The following is a 20,988-nucleotide window of genomic DNA, read 5'->3' as shown; positions in this document are numbered from 1 at the left end:
CCCGGGACCAGATTATACCTCCTCAAGGTATTTTCCCAAGACCTCGTAAACATCGGTCGGGGTCACCGGTTTGACCAGAAGGCCGTCAGCTCCGTATTCGTGAGAATCCTGCTTTGCCTTTGTTGAAGCATCTGCGGTCAATACCCAAACTGGCAGATTTCGTGTACGACTTCGCTCAGAGGACCTGATCCGCTTGAGGGTTTCCAGCCCGCCGATACCGGGCATATGCAGGTCCAAAAGAACCAAATCAAAAGATCGCTCACGCAGTTCTTCCAGAGCCGCCTCACCTTGCGTGGCTAATTCGACATCTGCTCCACGTGCACCCACCAGAGCCTTGATGTAAAAAGCATTCGATTCATTATCCTCAACCAGAAGGATACTTCCTTTAAATTTTTTGTCGTTTGTATTGCTTGTGGAGGAGGTCTTTTTTTTCGCGTCAGCAACAGGATCTTTGTTGTAGCGCAGGACCAAGGGGAGCGTGAAAGTAAAAGTCGAGCCGACCCCTTCTTCACTCTCAACGGAGATAGAACCGTCCATCAAGTCCACAAGCCTTTTGCAGATTGCCAGGCCTAAGCCCGTCCCGCCGTATTCCCGAGTCGTGCCCGACTGCACTTGTGTAAATGGTTTGAAAAGCTTGGAGAGGTCACTTTTCGCGATACCAATTCCGGTGTCGCTAACATCAAATCGTACATAAGCCAACTCTCCCTCCAGTCGCTGAACAGCAACATTCAAGTTCACCTTCCCCTTCGGAGTAAACTTAATCGCATTAGAAACCAGGTTGCGGCAAATTTGCCTGAGCATACTGATATCACCGATAAAGCTTGGTACTCTGGAAGCGTCGACAGGCCCCCAATCGATTGAGTGCGTCAACTCTATCGACTCATCCTTGATTTGCCCCGACATCAGGCTCACCTTCTGCGCAACAAAATCCTCCAGCGAGAATTCCACGGGGTCCAGGGTCGATTTGCCGGCATCAATCTTACTGTAGTCCAGTATTTCGTTAATCAACGAAAGCATGTGGGTCCCGCTACTTACAATCGTCTGCAGGATTTCTTTCTGCTCATCCGTCTCGGCCTCCTCGATCAACATGTCGGTGAAACCAAGAATCGGGTTTAGTGGCGTGCGCAACTCGTGACTCATCACGGCGAGAAAATCGCTCTTGGCACGGTTGGCTTCCTCTGCCCTTACGCGTGCTTCCTGCAGGGCCTGCTGCGCCTCCTTCTGCTCAGTGACACATCGCGCAGAAACAAAAATAAGCGAAAGATCCGGCGCGGAGGAAAAGCTCCATGACATCCAGGCCTCTTTAGCATCATTGACACAAACGGAGTCACCCTTGATCCGGACGCGTGTCTCGTAGCTTGTAATGAGTGAACCACGGACAGCCGATTCCAATACCTTGATGAAGGCTTCCCGATCTGCATCTACAACCATTTCACTAAGATGCATACTAGAGAGTTCGCCCGGGGAGTAGCCCAACTTTGTCTCCCAAGGCGGATTCCAAATTTTAAATGTTCCATCCATGGCAAGGGTTGCCTGGAAGTCCGGCGATAGATCAAAAAAGGCCTCGAGCTCTTCCTCAATCATGGTCAGTTCCGTAATGTCCTGAAAAATGCCGACGACGCGGACAATCCTACCGTTGTCATCAAAACGGGCGCGCCCGGCCGAGCGGCAGAGCAGCTCACGGCCCTTCGCCGACTTAAAGTGGAGTTGCAAGTCATACGGAGTGCCGTCCCGGGTGATTCTCTCGAATGCTCCTACGAGCAATTCCCGATCAGCAGGGCGCACCATGTTATAAGTCTTTTCTGCAGACGGCACGAAGTCGTCGCCAACCTCCAGAATTTTACGTATCTCCTGCGACCAGATGACTTCCTCTGTTTCCGGGTTGTAGTCCCACGCACCCACCTTGGAAATCTCATCGGTCGCTTCTAGGATCGCCTGCTGGTTACGCGCCTCCATCAGAGCTCTTTTGTAGGAATCCACGTTCGCCGTTGTTCCCATCATTTCAACGACGCGACCTCCCCGATCCCACTGCGTCACGATCCCCTGGTTGTGCACCCAGAGCCAACCACTGGCATCGGTTCCAAAACGGTGCTCACAGCTCCACTCCTTCGTACGGCCTTCAAGGCAGTCGTCCAGCGCTTGGGTAACGAGATCCCGGTCATCGGGGTGCACAAGTTTCATCCAACCTTCCCGGTCCCGCGGTTGGCGCAAACAGTCATTACCGAGGATGCATTTCCCGCCCGAAGTAACACTTACCTGACCTGTTTTCAGATTCCAATCCCACCAGGAGAGCTTTGCTGACTCCAGCGCAAATTCAAAACGCTTTTCCAACCGTCTGAGTTCTGTCACGTCGGTAAAAGTCAATAACACCCCGTCGACAGCACCTCCTTCCGCACGAAAGGGATACATGCGCTTCAGATATAGACGTCCGTTGATATAGTCTGTTTCCCTCTCCACCCGCTTACCGGCTTCAAGGACCGACTTCACGTCCTCAAGTAGTGGATGGGCATCCTCCATTTGGTACGCGATATCGCGCAATGGGCGACCCACATCCGCCGGGACCAGAGAGAACGCTGTTTTGATCGCTCGATTAAACTGTCGGATGCGCATCTCACGATCCACGTAGAGCACGCCGTCCTCCGTGCTTTGCAGCAAATTCTCATGTGAGGTATTCACCTCCACCAGTTCCTGGTTCTTGCGCTGATATTCGGCGTTGAGCGTGGTCAGCTCCTCGTTCAGCGAATGGAGTTCTTCATTCGTGCTTTGCAACTCCTCATTGGAAACATGGAGTTCTTCATTAACTGCCTGTAACTCCTCATTGGAAACCTGCAATTCTTCGTTAGCCGCTTCCAGGTTCTCACGTGTCGCCTTCAGTTCATCCTCAAGCAGTTTTATTTGTTGCTCGGCATTGGGCGGAAGGCTTTCCAATCCGGCATCCGCGCTTGTCTCCCGGGCAGCACCTTCTTCCACTTGCTCATCCTGATTGCGTTGAATCTCAATCAGGAAGTTCCGAACCTCGCCTTTTTGGTCCCGCAACGGCTCGATCGCGATATCCACGACACAGCTTCCCAGCCGATCCCGGCAACGAATCGATCTCGATGCCGCTCGTCGCTTTCTTTTCTGTACGAGATTCAGCAAAGCGGACACAGAGAGCTTCAAATCTTTATCCAACTGTTCCAAAAGGCCCAGAGTGGCCCGGCCGGCCACGTTGACACAGAAATCCGAGGCATCCCCGAAATAGTGCAGCACTTCCTGGTCGGAATTAATTAGAAAACCACAGGGAGCAAAGCGCTCCAAAAGCGAATCATATGCGCCCAGCAAGTCACGGTTGATCGTGACGGATGCTCCGATCGTGTTGGTCAGCGGTTGCCTGACTTTCCTTACTGCGGGGACTTTGTTTTTCGGCCAGCGGTTGGCATCCAGTTGGCTGCCGTATTTTTGAAAAACCTTCGCTTTGTTGGAGACCGGCTTAAAGGACCCTTCGAACTTGCCCAAACTCTCGCTACCGCCGAGAAACAGATAACCATTATCGCGCAGCGAATACACGAATGCGCTCAACGCGGCTTCCTGAGTCTCCGGGTTCAGGTAAATGAGCACGTTCCGGCAACTAACCACATCCATATTCGTAAAGGGAGGGTCCGTGAGGAAGTTATGTTCAGCGAAAACAATATTTTCCCGGACGAAGGATCTTATTTTGTAATGTCCGGAATCAAAAATTTGAAAGTAGTGTTCTAGTTGCTCATGACTCAATCCGCCCAGTTGGCTTCTGGAATACAAGCCCTTGGCCGCAAAATCGACTGATGGCTTGAATACATCAGTGGCAAAGACTGTAACCCTGCCGACGAAACCGACTTCCCGCCTAGCCTCGTCCGCGAGGATAAAGAGCGAATAGGCTTCCTGCCCAGTGGCACAGCCTGCAGACCAGATCCGCAGTTCGCGTTCCGGCTCGGCTTTCATGGCATGTTTAATCGCTTCCAGGCTTAAGGTCGCGAAGCTCTCTGAATCGCGGAAAAATTCGGTGACACCGATCAGAAGATCTTTGTATAAACAATCGGCCTCGTTGTCGTTACTTTTCAAATACTTGAGGTATTCTTGTATATCCGGCACCGACAACAGGTCCATGCGTCGATTCAGACGACGGCTGACGCTGTTGATTCGATAATACGAAAAATTCAAACCAAAGCGATTTTCCAGGTAATTGAAAACATCGGCGTAATCAGCAGCATCAAAAGGTGTCGGTTGATCATCACTGGTTAATCTCGCCGGCGGCACGGTACTTGCGGACGCCCCACCTTCCGCATACCTGCTCACTTCCGTCCACAGATCGCGCGCTTTCGCGATAAGATGGGGCCGGCCGGTCGATATCGCACTCTGGGGCATCCCGGTAAATTCCGCTGTTTCCGGCGACTGGACCGCAACGATCCCACCGCTTTGCTCGATGCTGCAAATACCTTCGGAGCCGTCTGAGCCGGTACCGGAAAGCACCACCGCAGCCGCAGCCCCTCCAAGCGTCCTGGCCATACTTTCAAAAAGAACGTTAATCGGCAGGACGACCGATTTGTCCCTGGGGCGCGCTTCCAGACTGAGAGCCAGCCCGTTGACCCTTGGAATCACACCCGGAGGACAGAGATAGATCGCGCCCCCATCGAGCTGCATGCCATCAATTGCTTCGACCAGGGGTAGCTTTGCATGAGGCGCCAACAACTCGTCCATGCTGCTTTCATGATCGGGGGAGAGATGCTGGATGACAAGAAATGCCGCCTCACAATTACTGGGCACGCCCTTGAAAAAATCTGTCAGAGCATCCAAGCCTCCAGCCGAGGCACCTACACCGATCAATGTGAGCCTTTGATTCATTAATAATACGGTACTTCTGTCTAGCGTGTAGGTGTTCTTTGAGGAAATGTATCCCTGATATTTACCCGTCACCGTACACTGAGGCCTGATTATTATCACGCCGATAATAGCGCACCGCATTTAGTTTTACATTAATTTCACACCCTTTGAAACTTTGTTATAACGCCTTACAACAGAGCGACCGAAACGCCCGGCGGCTTTGAACAAGACTCTCATCATTTTGGATATGATTGAACGGTAGATTTGAAACCGCGCAGTTAGCGTTGGTTCACTCGCTCAGCTTAAGGTCGACCATCAGATCCATGGCGATATCCGACAAAGCGGCTTGCAGGGCTTGTTGGTCCAAGTCCGACTGCGGCGCAAGGCGGGCATTCGCACGGAAGAGCATGCCACCGGAATCCGGGGCAGCTTCAGTGGAGGTGTGTAGTTCTTCAACGTTCACATTGGCCTTGGCCAGGGCGGCAAATACATCGCGGACGATACCGGGGTGGTCACTGCCCAGAAGCTCCAGACGCAACCCCGGCTGCGCGGCGGTTAGTTCTTCGGCTTCCCCCTTGGTCGCAGCGAGCATCACGTCCAGCCCGTCAATCATCCGCAGGGCCGACTCAAGATCTTGCTGGTTCACCCCGCTGACACGAATTTGCAGTAGGCCGACAAAACGGTCTGCCAGGTGAGCCATACGACAGTGCTCCCAATTTCCGGAGTGTTCAGCGATAACACTCGCCAGTCGCTCGACCAGACCCGCACGATCCGCTCCGCTGATCGTCACTACCAATATTGAGTCCATGCTTGAATATTAGAAAAAAAGACCTCGGCAGAGCAAGGCTGGACTCATGTGCCTTCATAGACACCATCCGAGCGCTTGCATACGAGACGTTTGATTTCCAGGCCCATCAATATTGCCGCAACTTCGGGATAGGCCCATTGCAAGCGATCCGCGATCTGGTCCGGCGCAAGCACTTCTCCGCCTGCGAAGAGCTCCATCAAAGTGCTTTCCCGTTCGTCCAAATCTGGCGCAGCCGGCTCAAAGGAGGCTTCCATCTGTTCCGGACGGCGGTAGCGTAGTTCCTCGAGCACATGGTCGACCGAGGTCACCATGGTCGCACCATCACGAATCAGTTGATGGCAGCCCTCGCTGCTTGACTGGTCGATACGTCCCGGCACGGCCATGACCTGGCGCCCCTGCTCACCAGCAAAACGAGCTGTTATCATGCTGCCACCGGCGACGGCACTCTCCACCACAATGACTGCCTCGCACATGCCGGCCACCACCCGGTTCCGCATGGGAAACGTCTGGCGGTCCGCCCGACGGCCAAAAGGGAACTCACTCAAAAGTGCGCCTTTCGCCATGATCTCGCGCGACAATTCCAAATTCTCCGGCGGATAGATAATATCCATACCACAGCCAAATACCGCGACCGTCGGTCCCCCGGCCTCAAGAGCACCTTCGTGGGCGGCGGTGTCCGTGCCACGGGCCATGCCACTGACCACACAAAATCCCATTCGGGCCAGCTCGGCGCCGAAGCGCTTGGCCACTTTCCGCCCGTAAAGCGTGGCACGCCTTGTACCGACGATGGCCACGCAAGGACGATCGACGGTGTATTCCCCTTTCACATACAGGCCGATTGGCGGATCGTAGAGCTCGCCAAGCGAATCGGGATAGTCCGGATGCCATCGGTCGACGAACCGAATACCCGAGGTCGCCATTTTTTGTTTCTCTTTCTCCAGATCGAAATACGTCGGCCAGTTGATGAGAACATCGGCGGCTTTCTCCCCCACACCCTTCACCCGGAGCAGCTTCGACTTGTCCCCCGTGAGCACCGCAACCGGATCGTTGGCAAACTCATCCATCAAATGGCGGAGCATGACCGGACCGACATGCGGCAGCCCGTTGAGTATAATTAGAGCATCGTTACTAGAAAGGTCACCCGACACCCTGCCAGCCTCAACGATTTGGACGTTAGCTCAACCCTAATCCTCGTGTGCGGGAATTCACGTCGAGTGACCGCAAGACATCCGGAAGATAGTCGAGCAACTGGGTCGTATTGACCATAATCTGACCTCTTGCCCGCGCCAAGCGCTGGGCTGCCAGTCCGTGCAACATGGCCCCACGTGCCACTGCCGTCATTTCATCGCTGTTATTCTGTGCGATCATGCCGGCGATTAGTCCCGACAACAAATCTCCGCTCCCACCCCTTGAGAGCACAGGCCCGCCGGTCGTATTATAGAGTATGGTTTCGCCATCACAGATTCTGGTGTTTGCACCTTTGAGCAGCGTGATGACGTTATAAATTCTGGAAAAGGAAAGCAGCGTCTCAGGATCGTAATCCGGTTCCGTAATCTTGGCGATGCGCATGAATTCACCCATATGCGGCGTGACCACGATTTTCCCATAACTACTCTTACGCTTTTGAGCGATTTCAACCACCCTTGAGCGCAGACCATCTGCATCAAAAACCACAGGCAGCTCCACTTTAGTTGCCATGTCCTGGGCCAAAAGTTCGGTATTACGATCATGCCCCAATCCGGGCCCCACCAAAACGGCACTGGCCATGCTGATACGATCCATCAAAAGAGGAATCGCGCGGGGATTGAGCGTACCATTACTCGTCTCCGGCCAGGGCACCCACATCGCCTCCGGCACCTGTGCGGAAAGAGCCGCCGCAACTGATTCTGGCGCAAAGGCGGTGACCAGGCCCACACCGGAGCGCACAGCAGCTTGAACCGACATCAGCAGCGCTCCGGGCATGTAGGCGGAACCTCCGACAATAAAGAGATGCCCGAACTTGCGTTTGTCCACGGAAGCAGGACGCAGTTTATTGAGAGGCTTCAAGATCCGGGGCGTGAGAACATATTCAGCACCATCGAGCGCTTCTGCTTCCGGATGGTTATAAAACCCCAGGTCGAGGTAGCGAACGCGCCCGCAATTTGCAATCCCTTCAAATAGCGGCTTTTTTGCAATCCCTGTGGCGTAGCTGAAGTCGGCCTCAAATTTTAACTCCGATGCTTCATCACCTGCCCCGGAAGGCAAGTCCACCGCAGCACGTAGATCGATGGCATCGTAATCGTTCACCGCCTGAATCAATACATCGAGCGGACTTCGCAGCGGTGGCCGGAAATCCATCCCAAGCAAGCCGTCGAGGCAGATATGAAAACCACGCCCCTCCGAAATCGAATCCAACAAATCATGGCCTTGCTCGACGGATTCTACCTCGAAGCGGTGGCGTTTGACGCGACCTTCAAGTCCTTTGAGCGCACGAGCGCATAAGGGCTTAAGGTCATCCGGGGATGCAGTCAGAATCAAGTCCACCCGGGCACGGGGAAAGTGGGCCAAAAGCTCGCCACAGGCCAACAAGGCATCGCCTCCGTTGTGCCCTTTCCCCACAAGAGCCAATATCCGCATATGATCGGGCAGCGGGCGCAGCTCCTGGTAATCCCGCATGATACACCTCGAGATGCCCGCCCCTGCCTTTTGCATAGCCGCCCATTCCGCGGCATCGTCCGTCATGAGTTTCGACTCATACTGCTTGGCATCAGCACAGCTTAAAACGGGATGAGCAAAGGACGGAATGTTCATGACTTGGGGTATGGTGAGAGAGTGCCGCTTTTACAATAAAAAGGCCTTCATTTCCTTGGTCGCCTGCTCGATGCCAACGAAGAGCGCACGACTGATAATGGAATGTCCAATATTCAACTCGTGTAGATGGGGGAGCGTGACCACTTCGGAAATATTTATGTAGTTGATCCCATGCCCGGCATTGACGATCAGGCCAAGGTCATGAGCCAGTTCCGCGCCGGACCGCAGAATTTCCAATTCGCGGGCACGACCTTCATGGTAGTAGGCGTTGGCGTAGGCCCCGGTATGCAGTTCCACCCAGGGGCTCTTTAATTCAGCCGCCGCTTCAATTTGCGCCGGATCGGGATCGATAAACAGGCTCGTTGTGATACCGGCCTGAGTCATCGCCGCGACCACTTCACCGACACGCCCCTTTTGCCCGATGACGTCCAGCCCTCCTTCGGTCGTGATCTCCTCGCGGCTCTCCGGCACCAGGCAGACCGAGTCCGGCTTCAGCTGGAGGGCATATTCGATCATCTCCGGTGTGCAGGCCATTTCCAAATTCAGACGGGTTCCGATCTGCTCCCGGACCCGTTGCACATCCGAATCCTGCACATGGCGCCGGTCCTCACGGAGATGCATGGTAATTCCATCGGCGCCTGCTGCCTCACAGGCCAGCGCGAACGCTACCGGGTCAGGCTCGACCTCGTCGCCGTGATCAAGGGCGTGACTGCGATAGCGCGCCTGCCGGACGGTCGCGCAGTGGTCGACGTTGACACCGAGTAAAATCGAGCGGGATGAGTCTGTCATAAGGTAAATTTAGACTAAGAATTCTTCCAGTCAATCAGGGTCACCTGCGGATAGCGTTTTCCACGCCAGTGGTTCCAGGCAAATCGCAGGGCCATGTTAATCGGCTGGCCGGCTTCGGGCGGTTCGCCCAGGTTCCAGGCGATCCCGGCGATGCCCCGGGACGAGCCGTCCGGCAAGCGAAAGCGGAAATTATTTTGCCCGAAAGTAATGGGCGCCTCATCCAGACACACCCCCTGGAGGCCAAACACCGGCTCCGGATTCCCCTGCCCGAATGGATGCAGGCGGGCCAGCTCCTCAAGTAGTGCAATGTTGAGATCATCCGGATCCAACCAGGCGGAGACCGCCAGCGATGCCTCGGGCAAGCCATCCGGGTGCAACGCCAGCAGACTATCGTTGAAACAACGGGTAAAGTCCTCGACGTTTTCCGCTTTAAGAGAGACACCGGCGGCCATCGGGTGGCCGCCCCAATGGTCGAGCAAATGCGAGCAACGGTGGAAGACTTCGACCAGATCGACATTGGCCACACTACGCCCGGAGCCCTTGGCCATATCGCCTTCGGCACCCAGAATAACACAGGGTTTGTGCAGGTGGCGGCTCACGCGGCTGGCCACAATCCCGACGACTCCCGGGTGCCAATCCTTGTCGTAAAGAATAACACCGGGCAGGTCGGCAAATTCCTCGCCGGCCCGAGCCTCGGCGACCTGCGTAATCCCACGCTCGATACTCTGCCGCTCCTTGTTCAAAGCATCCAGTTCCTTCGCAACTTCACGGCAGGTATCCGCATTTTTACCCAGGAGTAATTCAATCGGCCGCGAAGCATCGGCCAGGCGTCCGCAGGCGTTAATTCGCGGGCCGAGCTTAAAGGAAATATCGGCACTGCTCATTTCCTGAGCCCCGTCGATACCGCTCACTTCCGCCAGCGCACGAACACCGACGCGGCCGTTGGCCCGCAGGTGGTGCAGCCCATACCAGGAAAGAATACGATTCTCGCGGTGCAGCGGAACCAGGTCGGCGATGGTGCCGAGCGCCACCAAATCAAGCGTGTCTTTCAGCTGGATGGTTTCGACCCGTGGGTCGTCCGCCTCGCGCAATTTACGCAGCAGTCCGTGCAGGAGCTTAAAAACCAGACCGGCAGTACAGAGGTGCCGCCAGGGCGCATCTTCCGTATCGTGGACATGAGGGTTGACCATGGTGCATGCGCCAGCGGGTTCCTCCTTCGCCTGGTGATGGTCGATCACGATCACATCGATCCCCTGATCCGCAAGGTAGGCAATCGGCTCGTGCGCATTCGTGCCGCAATCAAGGGCGATAAAGAGTTGCGGGAATCGACCGTCAAACACGCGCTCCATCGCTTCGCGGCTGAGACCGTAGCCTTCCTCCAAACGACGGGGCACACAAAAGCGCGGTTCCAGGCCGAGCCTGCGAAGCATCCCGACTAGCTGTACCGTGCTGGTGATCCCATCCACATCGTAGTCGCCGAAAACCACCACATCCTCGGCGCGGTTGACAGCCGCGACAATCCGGTCGGCAGCCGCTTCAAGATTCGTCAAAGCGAAAGGGTCATCCAGATGGGCCAGGCGTGGGCGAAGAAAATCCTCGGCCGATTCCTTGGAACGAAAGCCCAACTGCGCCAGCAACTGCCCGCAGGTCTTCGACACTCTAAGACCCTGCGCCAATTCTTCAGCGAGAGCTTCGTCCGTATCGGGGGTCGTCCATTGCATATTTGAGAAGCAGAATTCAGCAGCCGATCCAGCTGCCGTTAAACAAGAATGACGGTTCGTTCCCGAACCGTCATCCCGAAAATCCAATAAATCAGGGTTAGGCCTCCTTCTGGCTTTCCCACTCGTAGCGCTTCGGTGTGAGTTCCCGCTCTTCCACGTGGCGGCGATCCCCTTTATGCCACCAGTAGAAGACCGGGCTGGCGATAAAGATGGAGGAGAAAGTACCGGTCAGGATACCGACGATAAAGACAAAGGAGAAATCGATGATGATACCGGCCCCGAAAACGTAGAGTGACGTCGCTGCCAGAAGCGTGGTGATACTCGTCAGCAAGGAGCGGGAGAAGACCCGACTGATCGCAATGTTGATAATATTGCGCAAATTGCTTCCCGGATTGAGTTCAAGTTCCTCGCGAATGCGGTCGAAGACCACAATAGTATCATTAATCGAATAACCCACGATCATTAGAATCGCGGCAAGCATGGGGGCCGTAAATTGACCACTGACAAAAATGCCAAGCGCCCCGCAGATCACGAAAATACCGATCGTCATGAGCACGTCGTGGATGGTCGCGACCACCGCGCCGATACCGTAGCCCACTTCGAAGCGCAGAGCAACGTAGAGAAGGATCCCGCCGAGCGCGCAGATCACGGAGAAGAGCGCATTCCATTGAATGCTCTTTGAGACCGAGGCACCGATTTGGTTGATGCCCGACTCTTGCAATCCAGCTTCCGGGAAAGCGTTTTGCAGGACCTCTAGAACAGGGCGCGCCTGATCGAAAGGAGTCTGAATCTTAAGCACTTCGCGGTCCTGTCCGATCAGACTTTGGTAAAGCGCGGTCACATCGCCGAGATTTTCATCCTTAACGACCTTCATGATCTCACCGGTATCCAGCCGCTCGGTGTAGCTGACGGTCATTTCATCACCCCCGGTAAAGTCTTTGCCCAGAATATTGTCGTGATGCAGCACTACACTGACAACACCGGCAAGCACGAGCAACCATGACGCCGCGAAGGCGGGTTTACGGAATTTAAAGAAATCAATTTTCTTCTCCGGGAAGAGCGAAAGGCCGAGCACCTTCGAGACCCCGAGTCGATAAACGAGAAAATCCACGAGAAAACGTGTCACCACAAGTGCACAGAAAATCGAGGCACAGATACCAATTGCCAGCGTGATACCGAAGCCCTTGACCGGACCGGTACCGAGCCAGACCAGAATGGTTGCTGTAATCAAGGTGGTCACGTTCGCGTCCACAATTGTGGATGTCACCTTTTGGAATGCGTTTGCCGTGGCATTCTTGATACTCTTACCGGACCGCAGCTCTTCGCGGATACGCTCGAAGATCAAAATATTGGCGTCGACCCCCATACCGAGCGTCAGTACGAGCGCGGCGACACCGGGCAAGGTGAGGGTCGCCCCGAGACTGGCGAGTACCCCGAGCACAATCACCACGTTAATGAGTGCCGAGATCACAGCCACAAGACCTCCTAGGAAGTAGTAAAGAATCATGAACAACACGACGAGGGCGGCGCCCCACTGTGCCGCACTCACGGAGCTCTCACGAGCCCCTTCCGCCATGGTCGGCCCGACTTCATACATCTGGTCGACGCGCAATTCGACGGAGAGCGGATTGTTCAGAACATTGGCCAACTCGATTGCTTCACGCTGGGAAAAGTTACCGGTAATCTGGGCATTTTTACTCAGAGGCTCATTAATATTGGGTGCTGAATAGAGCTTTCCGTCCAGAACGATCGCCAGCGGTTTATCGACCATCCGTTCCGTGACCTGGCGGAATATCTTCGCACCGTCACTGGTCATTACCAGGTTGACCACAAATCCACCGGACGGATTTTGTGAAGCCCGGGCATCTTCAATAATTTCGCCGGTGGCTTCAGGAATCTTCTTAACAAAGTGGAATACTTCGAAGGCTTCACCGTCGCGCGTCTGCTGCTCTTCGGCCAATACTTCGTAGCCAACCGGCGCTTTGTCGTTACGCGAATCGGGCACAAGGTCCGGGTGGATCGCTCTGAACTCAAGGCGGGCCGGCTTCTTGATCGCGTCAATCACTTCGGGGTTGTCCTTGGTGGAAAGCCCGGCGAGCTGAATTTCAATCGCGTCGTCACCACGTGCGCGGATGACCGGCTCAGCCACGCCCATCCCGTCGAGACGTTCACTCATGATCTCGATCGCATCCTTAAGCTGCTGTTCCTGCTCGAACTGGTTCAGGCCGGCCTGTGACGATTCATCAATTTTAAGGGTCACACCCACACCGCCCTTAAGGTCGAGGCCGAGGCTCAACTGGCTCTGCGCGGTCTTGAGTATATGCTTCAGCAGGATGTCGTTGCGCTTGTTCTGGTTCGCGATGTCCGCGACGTTGATCTGCGGAAAGAATTTAGCGTAGTCGATCTCCTGCTCCACGCCAAGGTCGCGCAGGGCGATGAACAGTGTTGGCGACTCTTCGGCTTCCACACGTGCTTCAGCCTGCTCCATGAGGTCGGTAAACTCGCCCTGGTTCGCGGTAACTTGCGCGACAATGTAATCCTCAAAAGGTCGATCCTTGAGAGGGGTGACACTCATCGCACACCAGAAAATGATGATGGCGGTGAGTAGGAATTTCCAAAGAATATTTCCGGACATAGCGAAAGCTTTCAGATGTTAATACAGGCTACTTATCCGCGTCGGCGCCGATTTTGTTGGCCACGAAGCTTTTGCCCAGCTCGATTTTGGTGTTGTCAGCGATGCGCACGACGAGACGGTCGTCCTTAACATTGGTAATGGTGCCGTAAATGCCCCCGCTGGTGACGATCTCGTCGCCGGTCTTCAGCTCAGACAGCATCTTATCGTGAGCCTTCTGGCGCTTGCGCTGCGGCGCGATGATAAGAAACCACATCCCGACGAAGAGAAGAATAATAGGGAGAAACTGGCTGAGTCCGCCGCCCGGAGGCGCGGCTTGTGCCAGCGGCAGATGCGTGAGAAATTCAATTTGAGTCATGACGATGTCTTGTGAAAAACCGGAGAAGGAAAGGGAGCCGCCATCAAATAGCAAGTTCCTATTCCAAGGGTTGGCACCCCGGGCCGAAAGTTATGCGCTCAGCCCCAGCCGCTTCAACAGGAGCGCGAAGGGTTTTGGCAGTGGCGATTCAACCAGGTGAGCGTCATTGCCGGACGAGAATTCAGCCCGTAAGAGATGCACGGCAAGCCCTGAAAAGACCGCTGAATCCAAGTCCGACCGTCGCGCGCGGGGTTGAAGCTGGCGCACCGTGGGCGCTTCCGGACCGCCGTAAACCGAATCACCCAGCACTGAAATTCCGTGAGTCCCGGCGTGGGCGCGGACCTGATGCGGTCGGAAGAAATCGACCTGCGCCTCCCAAAGCACCCATCCGAGATCGGATTCGACCAAACGATTGAATTCGGTGCGGCACTTTTTGCCTTTGGCCGTCGAAGGAATCATCTTCGGCTTCACCCGGTGCGGGAGAAGCGGGGCATCCGCCTGAAAATTACCTTCCGCCGCTTCATTGCGGGCCGACACAAAACGAAAGGTGAATCGACACTCGCCCGAGCCGAAACGATTACGCAAGTCAGCCAAGCCATGGCGGTTTTTGGCAAAGAGTGCCACTCCACTGACTTCCGGATCCAGATAATAAACCGAACCAAACACGTCGGCCCCGGTGCGCTGCAATTCCGGCTTCCCCGCTTCAAGCTGCTGGTTCAAGGCACTATCGAGATCTGGCGTCTCGTCCCATGGGTGGGCACGCGTACCCACACCTGACGGTTTTTCCAGGGCCAGCCAATCCCCGGCCGAAGCCAGCACATCCAGCCGATACGGCTGCTCACCCAGCAGGGGCGGCGGGAAGCCAATGGCATTTTTCTTTTTCGGTTTGTCGGGCACTATGGAAAGATGGATACAAAGTGCCCCCGGTTCGACAAGCGAATCCGGGGGCACAAAAGGGTGAAGCAAGATTGTGCTTATGCGGCCGCAAGGGCGGCACAGCGCGCCTTCTGGCGTGCAATCTTGTTGGCGTGCACCAGGCCTGTCTTACCGGCCTTATCCAGGGCGGAGATATATTGGCGGGATGCCGTGGCCAAGGCGTCCTTGTCACCGGATGCGGCGGCAGCCTCGACCTTCTTGGAAAGGGTCTTCAAGCGGCTTTTGACCTGACGGTTGCGCAGGGTGCGGCCTTCGGTCTTACGGACGTATTTGAGTGCTGATTTGGTATTTGCCATGTGTCTGAAAAAGTTAAGAGGCGGGAAAGTGCGTTTCCGCCCGCGGCATGTCAAGCGGGAAAAAGAGACAAAAGAAAGGCAAATTCAGCCGTCCGGAGAGGTTCTCGGGCTCTTATACTTCATCGAAATCTTACTCTACTCGTTTTGGATCAAGAGTGAGATTACAATTAAGAGTAAGATGAAGTATTCATTCAGGGTGTCGATTTCGGAGTGCTGTAAGCCGGATTTTGTCCGTCGCCCCTTGAGAGCGACTGGGCATTCATTTATCTATCCCGCCGGAGCGGGATCTCCGCCGGAGCGAAGTGCGACATACCCGGAATCGTTGGACGGGCCGCCCGATTCCCTATTTTGCCTTGCACCGGATTGGGTTTATCCTGCCTTCATTGTTACCTCTGAAGCGGTGAGCTCTTACCTCACCTTTTCACCCTTACCCTTCGCGAACCAGAAGTTTGCTCAGGGCGGTTTGTTTTCTGTGACACTGTCCGTCCCGGCAGGTTGCCCCGCCGGTCCCCCGCTTTCACAGGGAATCCTGCCCTACGGTGTCCGGACTTTCCTCTCAAGCCAAAGCTCAAGCGAATGCCCACACTCCGAAATCGACCCAAGAATGCTGCCCTGGCCTCACTTGAAGAGCAAGCGGGAAGTTTTCCTTGGTTCGGCTACTCTGCAGCGCTCCCGCGGCGCAGCTAAGAGAAACCATCGCGCCGGGTGATCGGCTAGTGGAGCTTTAAATAAGTTTTTTCACGGAGCCGCAGCCCTTCGGCTTTGGCGGGACGTTACGAAATGCTCGGACCAAAGGCTAAGGCCTCCGGCTACAGTTGGAGTTCTATGTGAAAAACTTGTTTGAACGAATACTAGCTAGCAGAACTCGCTGCGGAACTGGGTGGGGGCCAACCCGGTGATCCGCTTGAAGGAGCGATTGAACTGCGAAATGGAATCAAAGCCGGTTTCGAAAGCGATTTCACTCACGCGCAGATGCGGATTCTGCAGAAGGTTCTTGGCCTTCTCTACCCGAATGCGGGCGAGATAATCCGTAAAGGTTAGTCCCGTGGCTTGTTTAAAGACCTTGCAGAAGTGCCGCGTACTGGCGTTGACGGCCCGTGCGGCCTCGTCGAGTGAGATCTTTTCCTGGAAGCGCTCCTGAATGTAGCGTTTGGCATTGCCGACCAGTGCGGGCTCCGACTCACCGGCCTCCGGCTCGATACTATTGCTGATGGTAGCCAAGTGCTCAGCGAAGGTGGCAAGCAGGCGGAGCATGGCATTATATTGCTCGGAATCGAAGACTTTCGTCTGGAAATAGGCTTCTTCGAGCGCCTTGAGGTTCACGTCCGCGCCCCAGGCGAGCAACTGTTTCGTGGTGCGGGAAAATTCCTCTTCGTTCGGCTGGTGCAGGAGAATCTGGCCGGTTTGTAAAAAAGCGATCAGTTCGTCACCCACTCGAATCGGGACCGCACTGTCACAGAGACCGGCGAAGCAATGCAGGGACTTGGGCTCGAGGCCGGCCTTTTCCTCAAGCGCCTGCTGCATCTTCAGGCAATTCGCACAGCCCTCGTTCGTTTGCGCCATCAAAGCGCAGAAAGGGTTTTCCTCCTCCGTCTTGCGCAGGGCGTTGGTATAAGCTCTAGCTGGTCGAATCGCCAAGGGCAGGCCAGTGGCCCCGCGAAAGGCCTTTTCATAGTCTTTATAAAGCTGGGAGCTGGAAAGTTTCTCCACTACGGACTGGCTCCGACTCGCCGCACGCTCTCGCACATCGGCTTGGTTTGGACTGGAGCAAGTATCGAATGCCATGACTAAGATCGGGATTATGCAGAAAATGCGCAGCTTTGTGCGCGATATGCTGAGACAAGCTAGGGCACCTAATGTAATAATCAACCCTGCTTCGCCCAAGAGCTTCGCAGGGCAAGCCCGACTAATTCCAACTTCCCGCATCTCACATCCCGAATCTCTCTCCTCATGCACCACAGGCTCGTCAACTACCTGCGCGACAACCGGGATCAGATTATTGAAAACTGGTTAACGGAGGTTGAAATCCCCGCTGCGATCGGATCGGGGAACGGGGATGGCGGCGTGGTGCCTTACGAATTCTTCACCAGCGCTTTTGATACGGTATTGGAAATATTGGAACACGGCTCCGCTGCCAAGAGCAGCACGGACGTGTTTCACCTCAACCGTTTTCTCGGCATTACCTGCGACTGCAAGGAGCGCTGCTTCGGCGGGCGGGCCTGCATGGAACTCCACGATTCAGGGTTGAAAGCCTTCATGAGTGTTTTTGAGGATAGTTGGGATGCCGAACATGAGTTCAACGAACTCGACCGCGAGTGTAACAAAGACCTCATCAACCACGCGCTCTCCGGTTTCTTCGGCAGGGAAATCGACCTCTGCCATCATAAAACTTTCCGCAGCGACTGCCCCTTTGTCGCGCACCACCCCACTCGACCATGAACGTCCTCATACTGACTGTATTTCTTAGCCTGCTGCTGGCTTGCCTCTTTTTGCTCTTCTTTGTGCGCGAACGTCGCTCGGAGGACCTCAGCTCACCCGAACAGGATGCGCTCCGTCCCTTCGATGCGGAGACTCCAAAAAGCGCCCTCCGCCGATAGACGAAAATCATAATTTACGCAGATGAATACGAATCCAACGAACAACACCACGACCATCGAATTCGATGACGCCATCGTTAGAAAGTTTATGATCGCCTCCATCTTTTGGGGGCTGGTCGGCCTGGGCGTCGGCGTCCTTATCGCCACCCAGCTCAACTACTGGCAAATGAACGGCAAGTTCCTCGAATGGATCACCTTCGGCTGGCTTAAAAGCGAGGGGGTCGAGTTCCTCACCTTCGGGCGTCTCCGGCCGCTCCATACCAACGCCGCCATTTTCGCCTTCGTGGGCAACATGATGTTTGCCGGGGTGTACTATTCGACCCAGCGACTTTGCCGTGCACGCATGGCTTCGGACCTGCTGAGTAAGATCAATTTCTGGGGCTGGCAGTTCATTATCGTCTGCGCAGCCATCTCCCTGCCCGCTGGCTACACCCGGGGCAAGGAATACGCCGAACTGATCTGGCCGATCAACATCCTGGTCGCCGTCATTTGGCTGGTCTTTGCGGCCAACTTCTTCTGGACGCTGGCCATCCGCCGCGAGCGCTCCCTTTACGTCGGCCTTTGGTTCTATATCGCGACGATCGTCACCATCACCCTGCTCTACGTGGTCAACCACCTGTCCATCCCGACTAGCTTCACCCACAGCTACCCGATCTTCGGCGGGGTGCAGGACGCGCTCGTACAATGGTGGTACGGGCACAACGCCGTCGCCTTCTTCCTGACCACGCCGATGCTCGGCATCATGTATTACTTCGTGCCGAAGTCGGTCAACCGGCCGGTTTATTCCTACCGGCTGTCGATCATTCACTTCTGGTCGCTCGTCTTCATTTACATTTGGGCCGGCCCGCATCACCTGCTCAACACCTCCCTGCCCGAATGGCTGCAATCCCTCGGCATGATCTTCTCGCTCATGCTTTGGGCCCCTTCCTGGGCCGGCATGCTCAACGGCCTGCTTACCCTGCGCGGTGCATGGGACAAGTTACTGACCGATCCTGTGGTCAAGTTCTTCGCTGCCGCCGTCACCTTCTACGGGATGGCGACCTTCGAAGGCCCGCTCCTTTCCATCAAATCCGTGAATGCCCTCTCCCACTACACCGACTGGACGGTGGGGCACGTGCACAGCGGCACCCTCGGCTGGAACGGCTTCCTCGCGGCCGGCATGTTCTACTGGCTGGCCCCGCGGCTCTGGAATACGAAGCTTCACTCGACCGCAATGGCCAACGCCCACTTCTGGATGGGCATGGTCGGGATTCTTCTCTACGTCGCCTCCATGTGGGTCTCCGGCATCACCCAGGGGCTGATGCTCAACGCCACCACCGACAACGGCACACTTCTGAAATACCCAGACTTTCTCGAAACCCTGCAGGCCATCAAACCGGTCATGCTCTTCCGCGCCATCGGGGGCGGGCTTTATCTCTTCGGCTTCGGCTTGATGGCCTACAATATCTGGAAGACCGCCCGTAACGGAGAACCGGCCAACGGCACCATCGAAGTGCCGCAACCCGAGCCCGAGGGTTCCGATGAGCCGCGCAAGCTGGGTATCTTCGCCTACCTGAACGCACCGGTCATCTACTCCCTGCTCATCGTCTTCTTCGTCTGCCTGACCATATTCGGCGACGGCGGACTCTTTCTCTTCGGGCTGTTGATGACGATCTTCCTCGTCATCGCCGCCATGGCCCACTTTGAAGCCTGCAAAGTACAATGGACAAAATGGTACGAGAGACTGCTCGACCATAGCTTTGCCTTCACCGTGCTGACGCTCATCGCCGCTGCCATCGGGGGTGCGATCCAGATCATACCCACCGTCACCGTGCAGCGTGCCGATAACATTGAGGGCCGTATCCAGGTCCCTTACACTCCCCTGGAGCTGGCCGGTCGCGATATCTACGTCAGCGAGGGCTGCTACAACTGCCACTCGCAAATGATCCGAACCATGGTCCCGGAGGTACTGCGCTACGGCGACTACTCCCATCTTGGGGAATTCGTCTACGACTTCCCCTACCAGTGGGGCTCGAAGCGCACCGGCCCGGACCTCGCCCGCGAGGGCGGTAAGCGTTCCGACGACTGGCATTTCTATCACATGCTGGATCCGCGCAGCGTTTCCCCGGGCTCAAATATGCCCAGCTACCCCTGGCTCTTCGAAAAAGAGATCAAGGTCAGCCAGCTGCCAAATAAGATCAACGCCATGCGGATGCTCGGTGTCCCTTACCCGATCGACCTGTCCGAAGAAGACATTCAAGCCCAGGTGGATGAACAGGCCGAGACGATCGTGAAAGGCCTGGCCGAAAAAGGCGCCTTCACCGAACCCGACAGGGAAATCGTCGCACTGATTGCCTACCTGCAAAAACTCGGCGCCTACCGGGAAGCCGGCGAAAAAGTTGATCCTGCCGAGGCCCAGCAAGAATCCGAACTGACATCGATTAATTAACCTGCGCACTTTCCCACCTTCAACCTTCGCACCTGCATATGTTCAAACGCATCATCTACGACGACTGGACGACTTTCGTCCCGCTCATCTCCTTCTGGTTCACCTTCGGCGTTTTCCTCGCCATCAGCCTGCGCGCTTTTCTCCTCAAGAAAAGCACCGTGCAACACATGGAAAACCTGCCCCTCGAGGAAGACGCCTCCAGTAACCCCAGCAAGCACGACTCATGAAACACGGACTCGAACACGATACACCCGAAGACGTCACTGAAGAGGATCTTCCGGAAGGCGTCATCCTCCGCGATCATGTGGTCGACGGTATCCGCGAATACGACCAGCGCCTGCCCATGTGGTGGCTCATTATCCTGTTCGGGGTCATCGGCTTCTCCATCATCTATTGGATCGTGCTCGACGACCGCCGCTTTGAAGGAGGCACTCATCCGGCACTTGAGGCCAAGCTCGAGAAAGTTGCCACCGCACGGCTGGCCAATTCGATCGATGTGACCAATGACGGGCTCTTTTTCGAAATGGCGACCAATTCCAGCTTCGTTCAAGCGGGCCAGGCCACCTTCGAAGCCAACTGCATCGCCTGCCACGGTAAAAACCTTGAAGGCGGTATCGGCTTCAATCTGGTGGACGACGAATGGGTACACGGTGCCAAGCCGTCCGAAATCTATGTCAGCGTAGCCAACGGTTTCCCTGAAAAAGGCATGCAGCCCTGGGAGACACTCCTTGGTCAGAAACGCATTGCCGAGGTCGTCGCTTACGTACTGAGCAAGAATCCGGAACTTCTACCTTAGC

General features: G+C 55.5%; 16 protein-coding genes and 1 other RNA gene. 5 read left to right on the top strand and 12 right to left on the bottom strand.

What is annotated here, in order from left to right:
• Positions 1–12: 12 nt before the first annotated feature.
• From DDZ13_RS02055 to DDZ13_RS02000, 12 genes are all read right to left on the bottom strand, one after another.
• Entirely contained in the window at positions 13–4,857 is a 4,845-nt protein-coding gene (locus DDZ13_RS02055; protein ID WP_158279748.1) for a CheR family methyltransferase, read from the bottom strand.
• Between the two features lie 268 nt (positions 4,858–5,125).
• Positions 5,126–5,644, bottom strand: coding sequence for a glycine cleavage system transcriptional repressor (locus tag DDZ13_RS02050; protein WP_110129755.1), 519 nt, complete (start codon positions 5,642–5,644; stop codon positions 5,126–5,128).
• Between the two features lie 44 nt (positions 5,645–5,688).
• Positions 5,689–6,792 (bottom strand): DNA-processing protein DprA, encoded by a 1,104-nt coding sequence (gene dprA / locus DDZ13_RS02045; protein WP_110129754.1) that lies wholly within the window; start codon positions 6,790–6,792, stop codon positions 5,689–5,691.
• Positions 6,793–6,817: 25 nt separating this feature from the next.
• Positions 6,818–8,434, bottom strand: coding sequence for an NAD(P)H-hydrate dehydratase (locus tag DDZ13_RS02040; protein ID WP_110129753.1), 1,617 nt, complete (start codon positions 8,432–8,434; stop codon positions 6,818–6,820).
• Positions 8,435–8,464: 30 nt separating this feature from the next.
• The gene (locus DDZ13_RS02035) at positions 8,465–9,223 is read right to left on the bottom strand and encodes a pyridoxine 5'-phosphate synthase (RefSeq protein ID WP_110129752.1); all 759 of its coding nucleotides are present in this window, start codon (positions 9,221–9,223) and stop codon (positions 8,465–8,467) included.
• Between the two features lie 14 nt (positions 9,224–9,237).
• On the bottom strand, positions 9,238–10,944 hold the full coding sequence (gene recJ / locus DDZ13_RS02030; RefSeq protein ID WP_110129751.1) for a single-stranded-DNA-specific exonuclease RecJ: 1,707 nt from the start codon (positions 10,942–10,944) through the stop codon (positions 9,238–9,240).
• A gap of 97 nt (positions 10,945–11,041) precedes the next feature.
• Positions 11,042–13,579, bottom strand: a complete 2,538-nt coding sequence (gene secD / locus DDZ13_RS02025; protein ID WP_110129750.1) for a protein translocase subunit SecD — start codon at positions 13,577–13,579, stop codon at positions 11,042–11,044.
• 28 nt (positions 13,580–13,607) lie between these two features.
• Positions 13,608–13,934, bottom strand: coding sequence for a preprotein translocase subunit YajC (yajC, locus tag DDZ13_RS02020; RefSeq protein ID WP_110129852.1), 327 nt, complete (start codon positions 13,932–13,934; stop codon positions 13,608–13,610).
• Positions 13,935–14,024: 90 nt separating this feature from the next.
• Positions 14,025–14,900 (bottom strand): pseudouridine synthase, encoded by an 876-nt coding sequence (locus DDZ13_RS02015; RefSeq protein ID WP_158279747.1) that lies wholly within the window; start codon positions 14,898–14,900, stop codon positions 14,025–14,027.
• An 8-nt stretch (positions 14,901–14,908) separates the two neighbouring features.
• Positions 14,909–15,166 (bottom strand): 30S ribosomal protein S20, encoded by a 258-nt coding sequence (gene rpsT / locus DDZ13_RS02010; RefSeq protein WP_110129748.1) that lies wholly within the window; start codon positions 15,164–15,166, stop codon positions 14,909–14,911.
• A 200-nt stretch (positions 15,167–15,366) separates the two neighbouring features.
• An RNA gene (gene rnpB / locus DDZ13_RS02005) (RNase P RNA component class A) lies at positions 15,367–15,758 on the bottom strand.
• A 263-nt stretch (positions 15,759–16,021) separates the two neighbouring features.
• Complete coding sequence (locus DDZ13_RS02000; RefSeq protein WP_110129747.1) at positions 16,022–16,951, bottom strand: PocR ligand-binding domain-containing protein; 930 nt, start codon at positions 16,949–16,951, stop codon at positions 16,022–16,024.
• A 165-nt stretch (positions 16,952–17,116) separates the two neighbouring features.
• Between DDZ13_RS02000 and DDZ13_RS01995 the strand changes: the two genes are divergently transcribed.
• From DDZ13_RS01995 to DDZ13_RS01980, 5 genes are read left to right on the top strand one after another with little or no spacing between them, the layout of a single operon-like run.
• The gene (locus DDZ13_RS01995) at positions 17,117–17,605 is read left to right on the top strand and encodes a hypothetical protein (RefSeq protein WP_110129746.1); all 489 of its coding nucleotides are present in this window, start codon (positions 17,117–17,119) and stop codon (positions 17,603–17,605) included.
• The gene (locus DDZ13_RS15420; RefSeq protein ID WP_158279746.1) at positions 17,602–17,763 is read left to right on the top strand and encodes a hypothetical protein; all 162 of its coding nucleotides are present in this window, start codon (positions 17,602–17,604) and stop codon (positions 17,761–17,763) included. The genes DDZ13_RS01995 and DDZ13_RS15420 overlap by 4 nt, the downstream gene beginning before the upstream one ends.
• Positions 17,764–17,785: 22 nt before the next feature.
• The gene (gene ccoN / locus DDZ13_RS01990) at positions 17,786–20,191 is read left to right on the top strand and encodes a cytochrome-c oxidase, cbb3-type subunit I (RefSeq protein ID WP_110129745.1); all 2,406 of its coding nucleotides are present in this window, start codon (positions 17,786–17,788) and stop codon (positions 20,189–20,191) included.
• A gap of 38 nt (positions 20,192–20,229) precedes the next feature.
• The gene (locus DDZ13_RS01985) at positions 20,230–20,418 is read left to right on the top strand and encodes a hypothetical protein (protein ID WP_110129744.1); all 189 of its coding nucleotides are present in this window, start codon (positions 20,230–20,232) and stop codon (positions 20,416–20,418) included.
• Entirely contained in the window at positions 20,415–20,987 is a 573-nt protein-coding gene (locus DDZ13_RS01980) for a c-type cytochrome (protein ID WP_110129743.1), read from the top strand. Before DDZ13_RS01985 ends, DDZ13_RS01980 begins: the two co-directional genes overlap by 4 nt.
• Position 20,988: the final 1 nt, after the last annotated feature.

Origin of the sequence: Coraliomargarita sinensis, from assembly GCF_003185655.1 — a bacterium.
GTDB classification, from domain to species: domain Bacteria; phylum Verrucomicrobiota; class Verrucomicrobiia; order Opitutales; family Coraliomargaritaceae; genus Coraliomargarita_B; species Coraliomargarita_B sinensis.
Note: the sequence above shows the minus strand (reverse complement) of the source record. Positions and strands in the feature narration are given on the sequence as shown.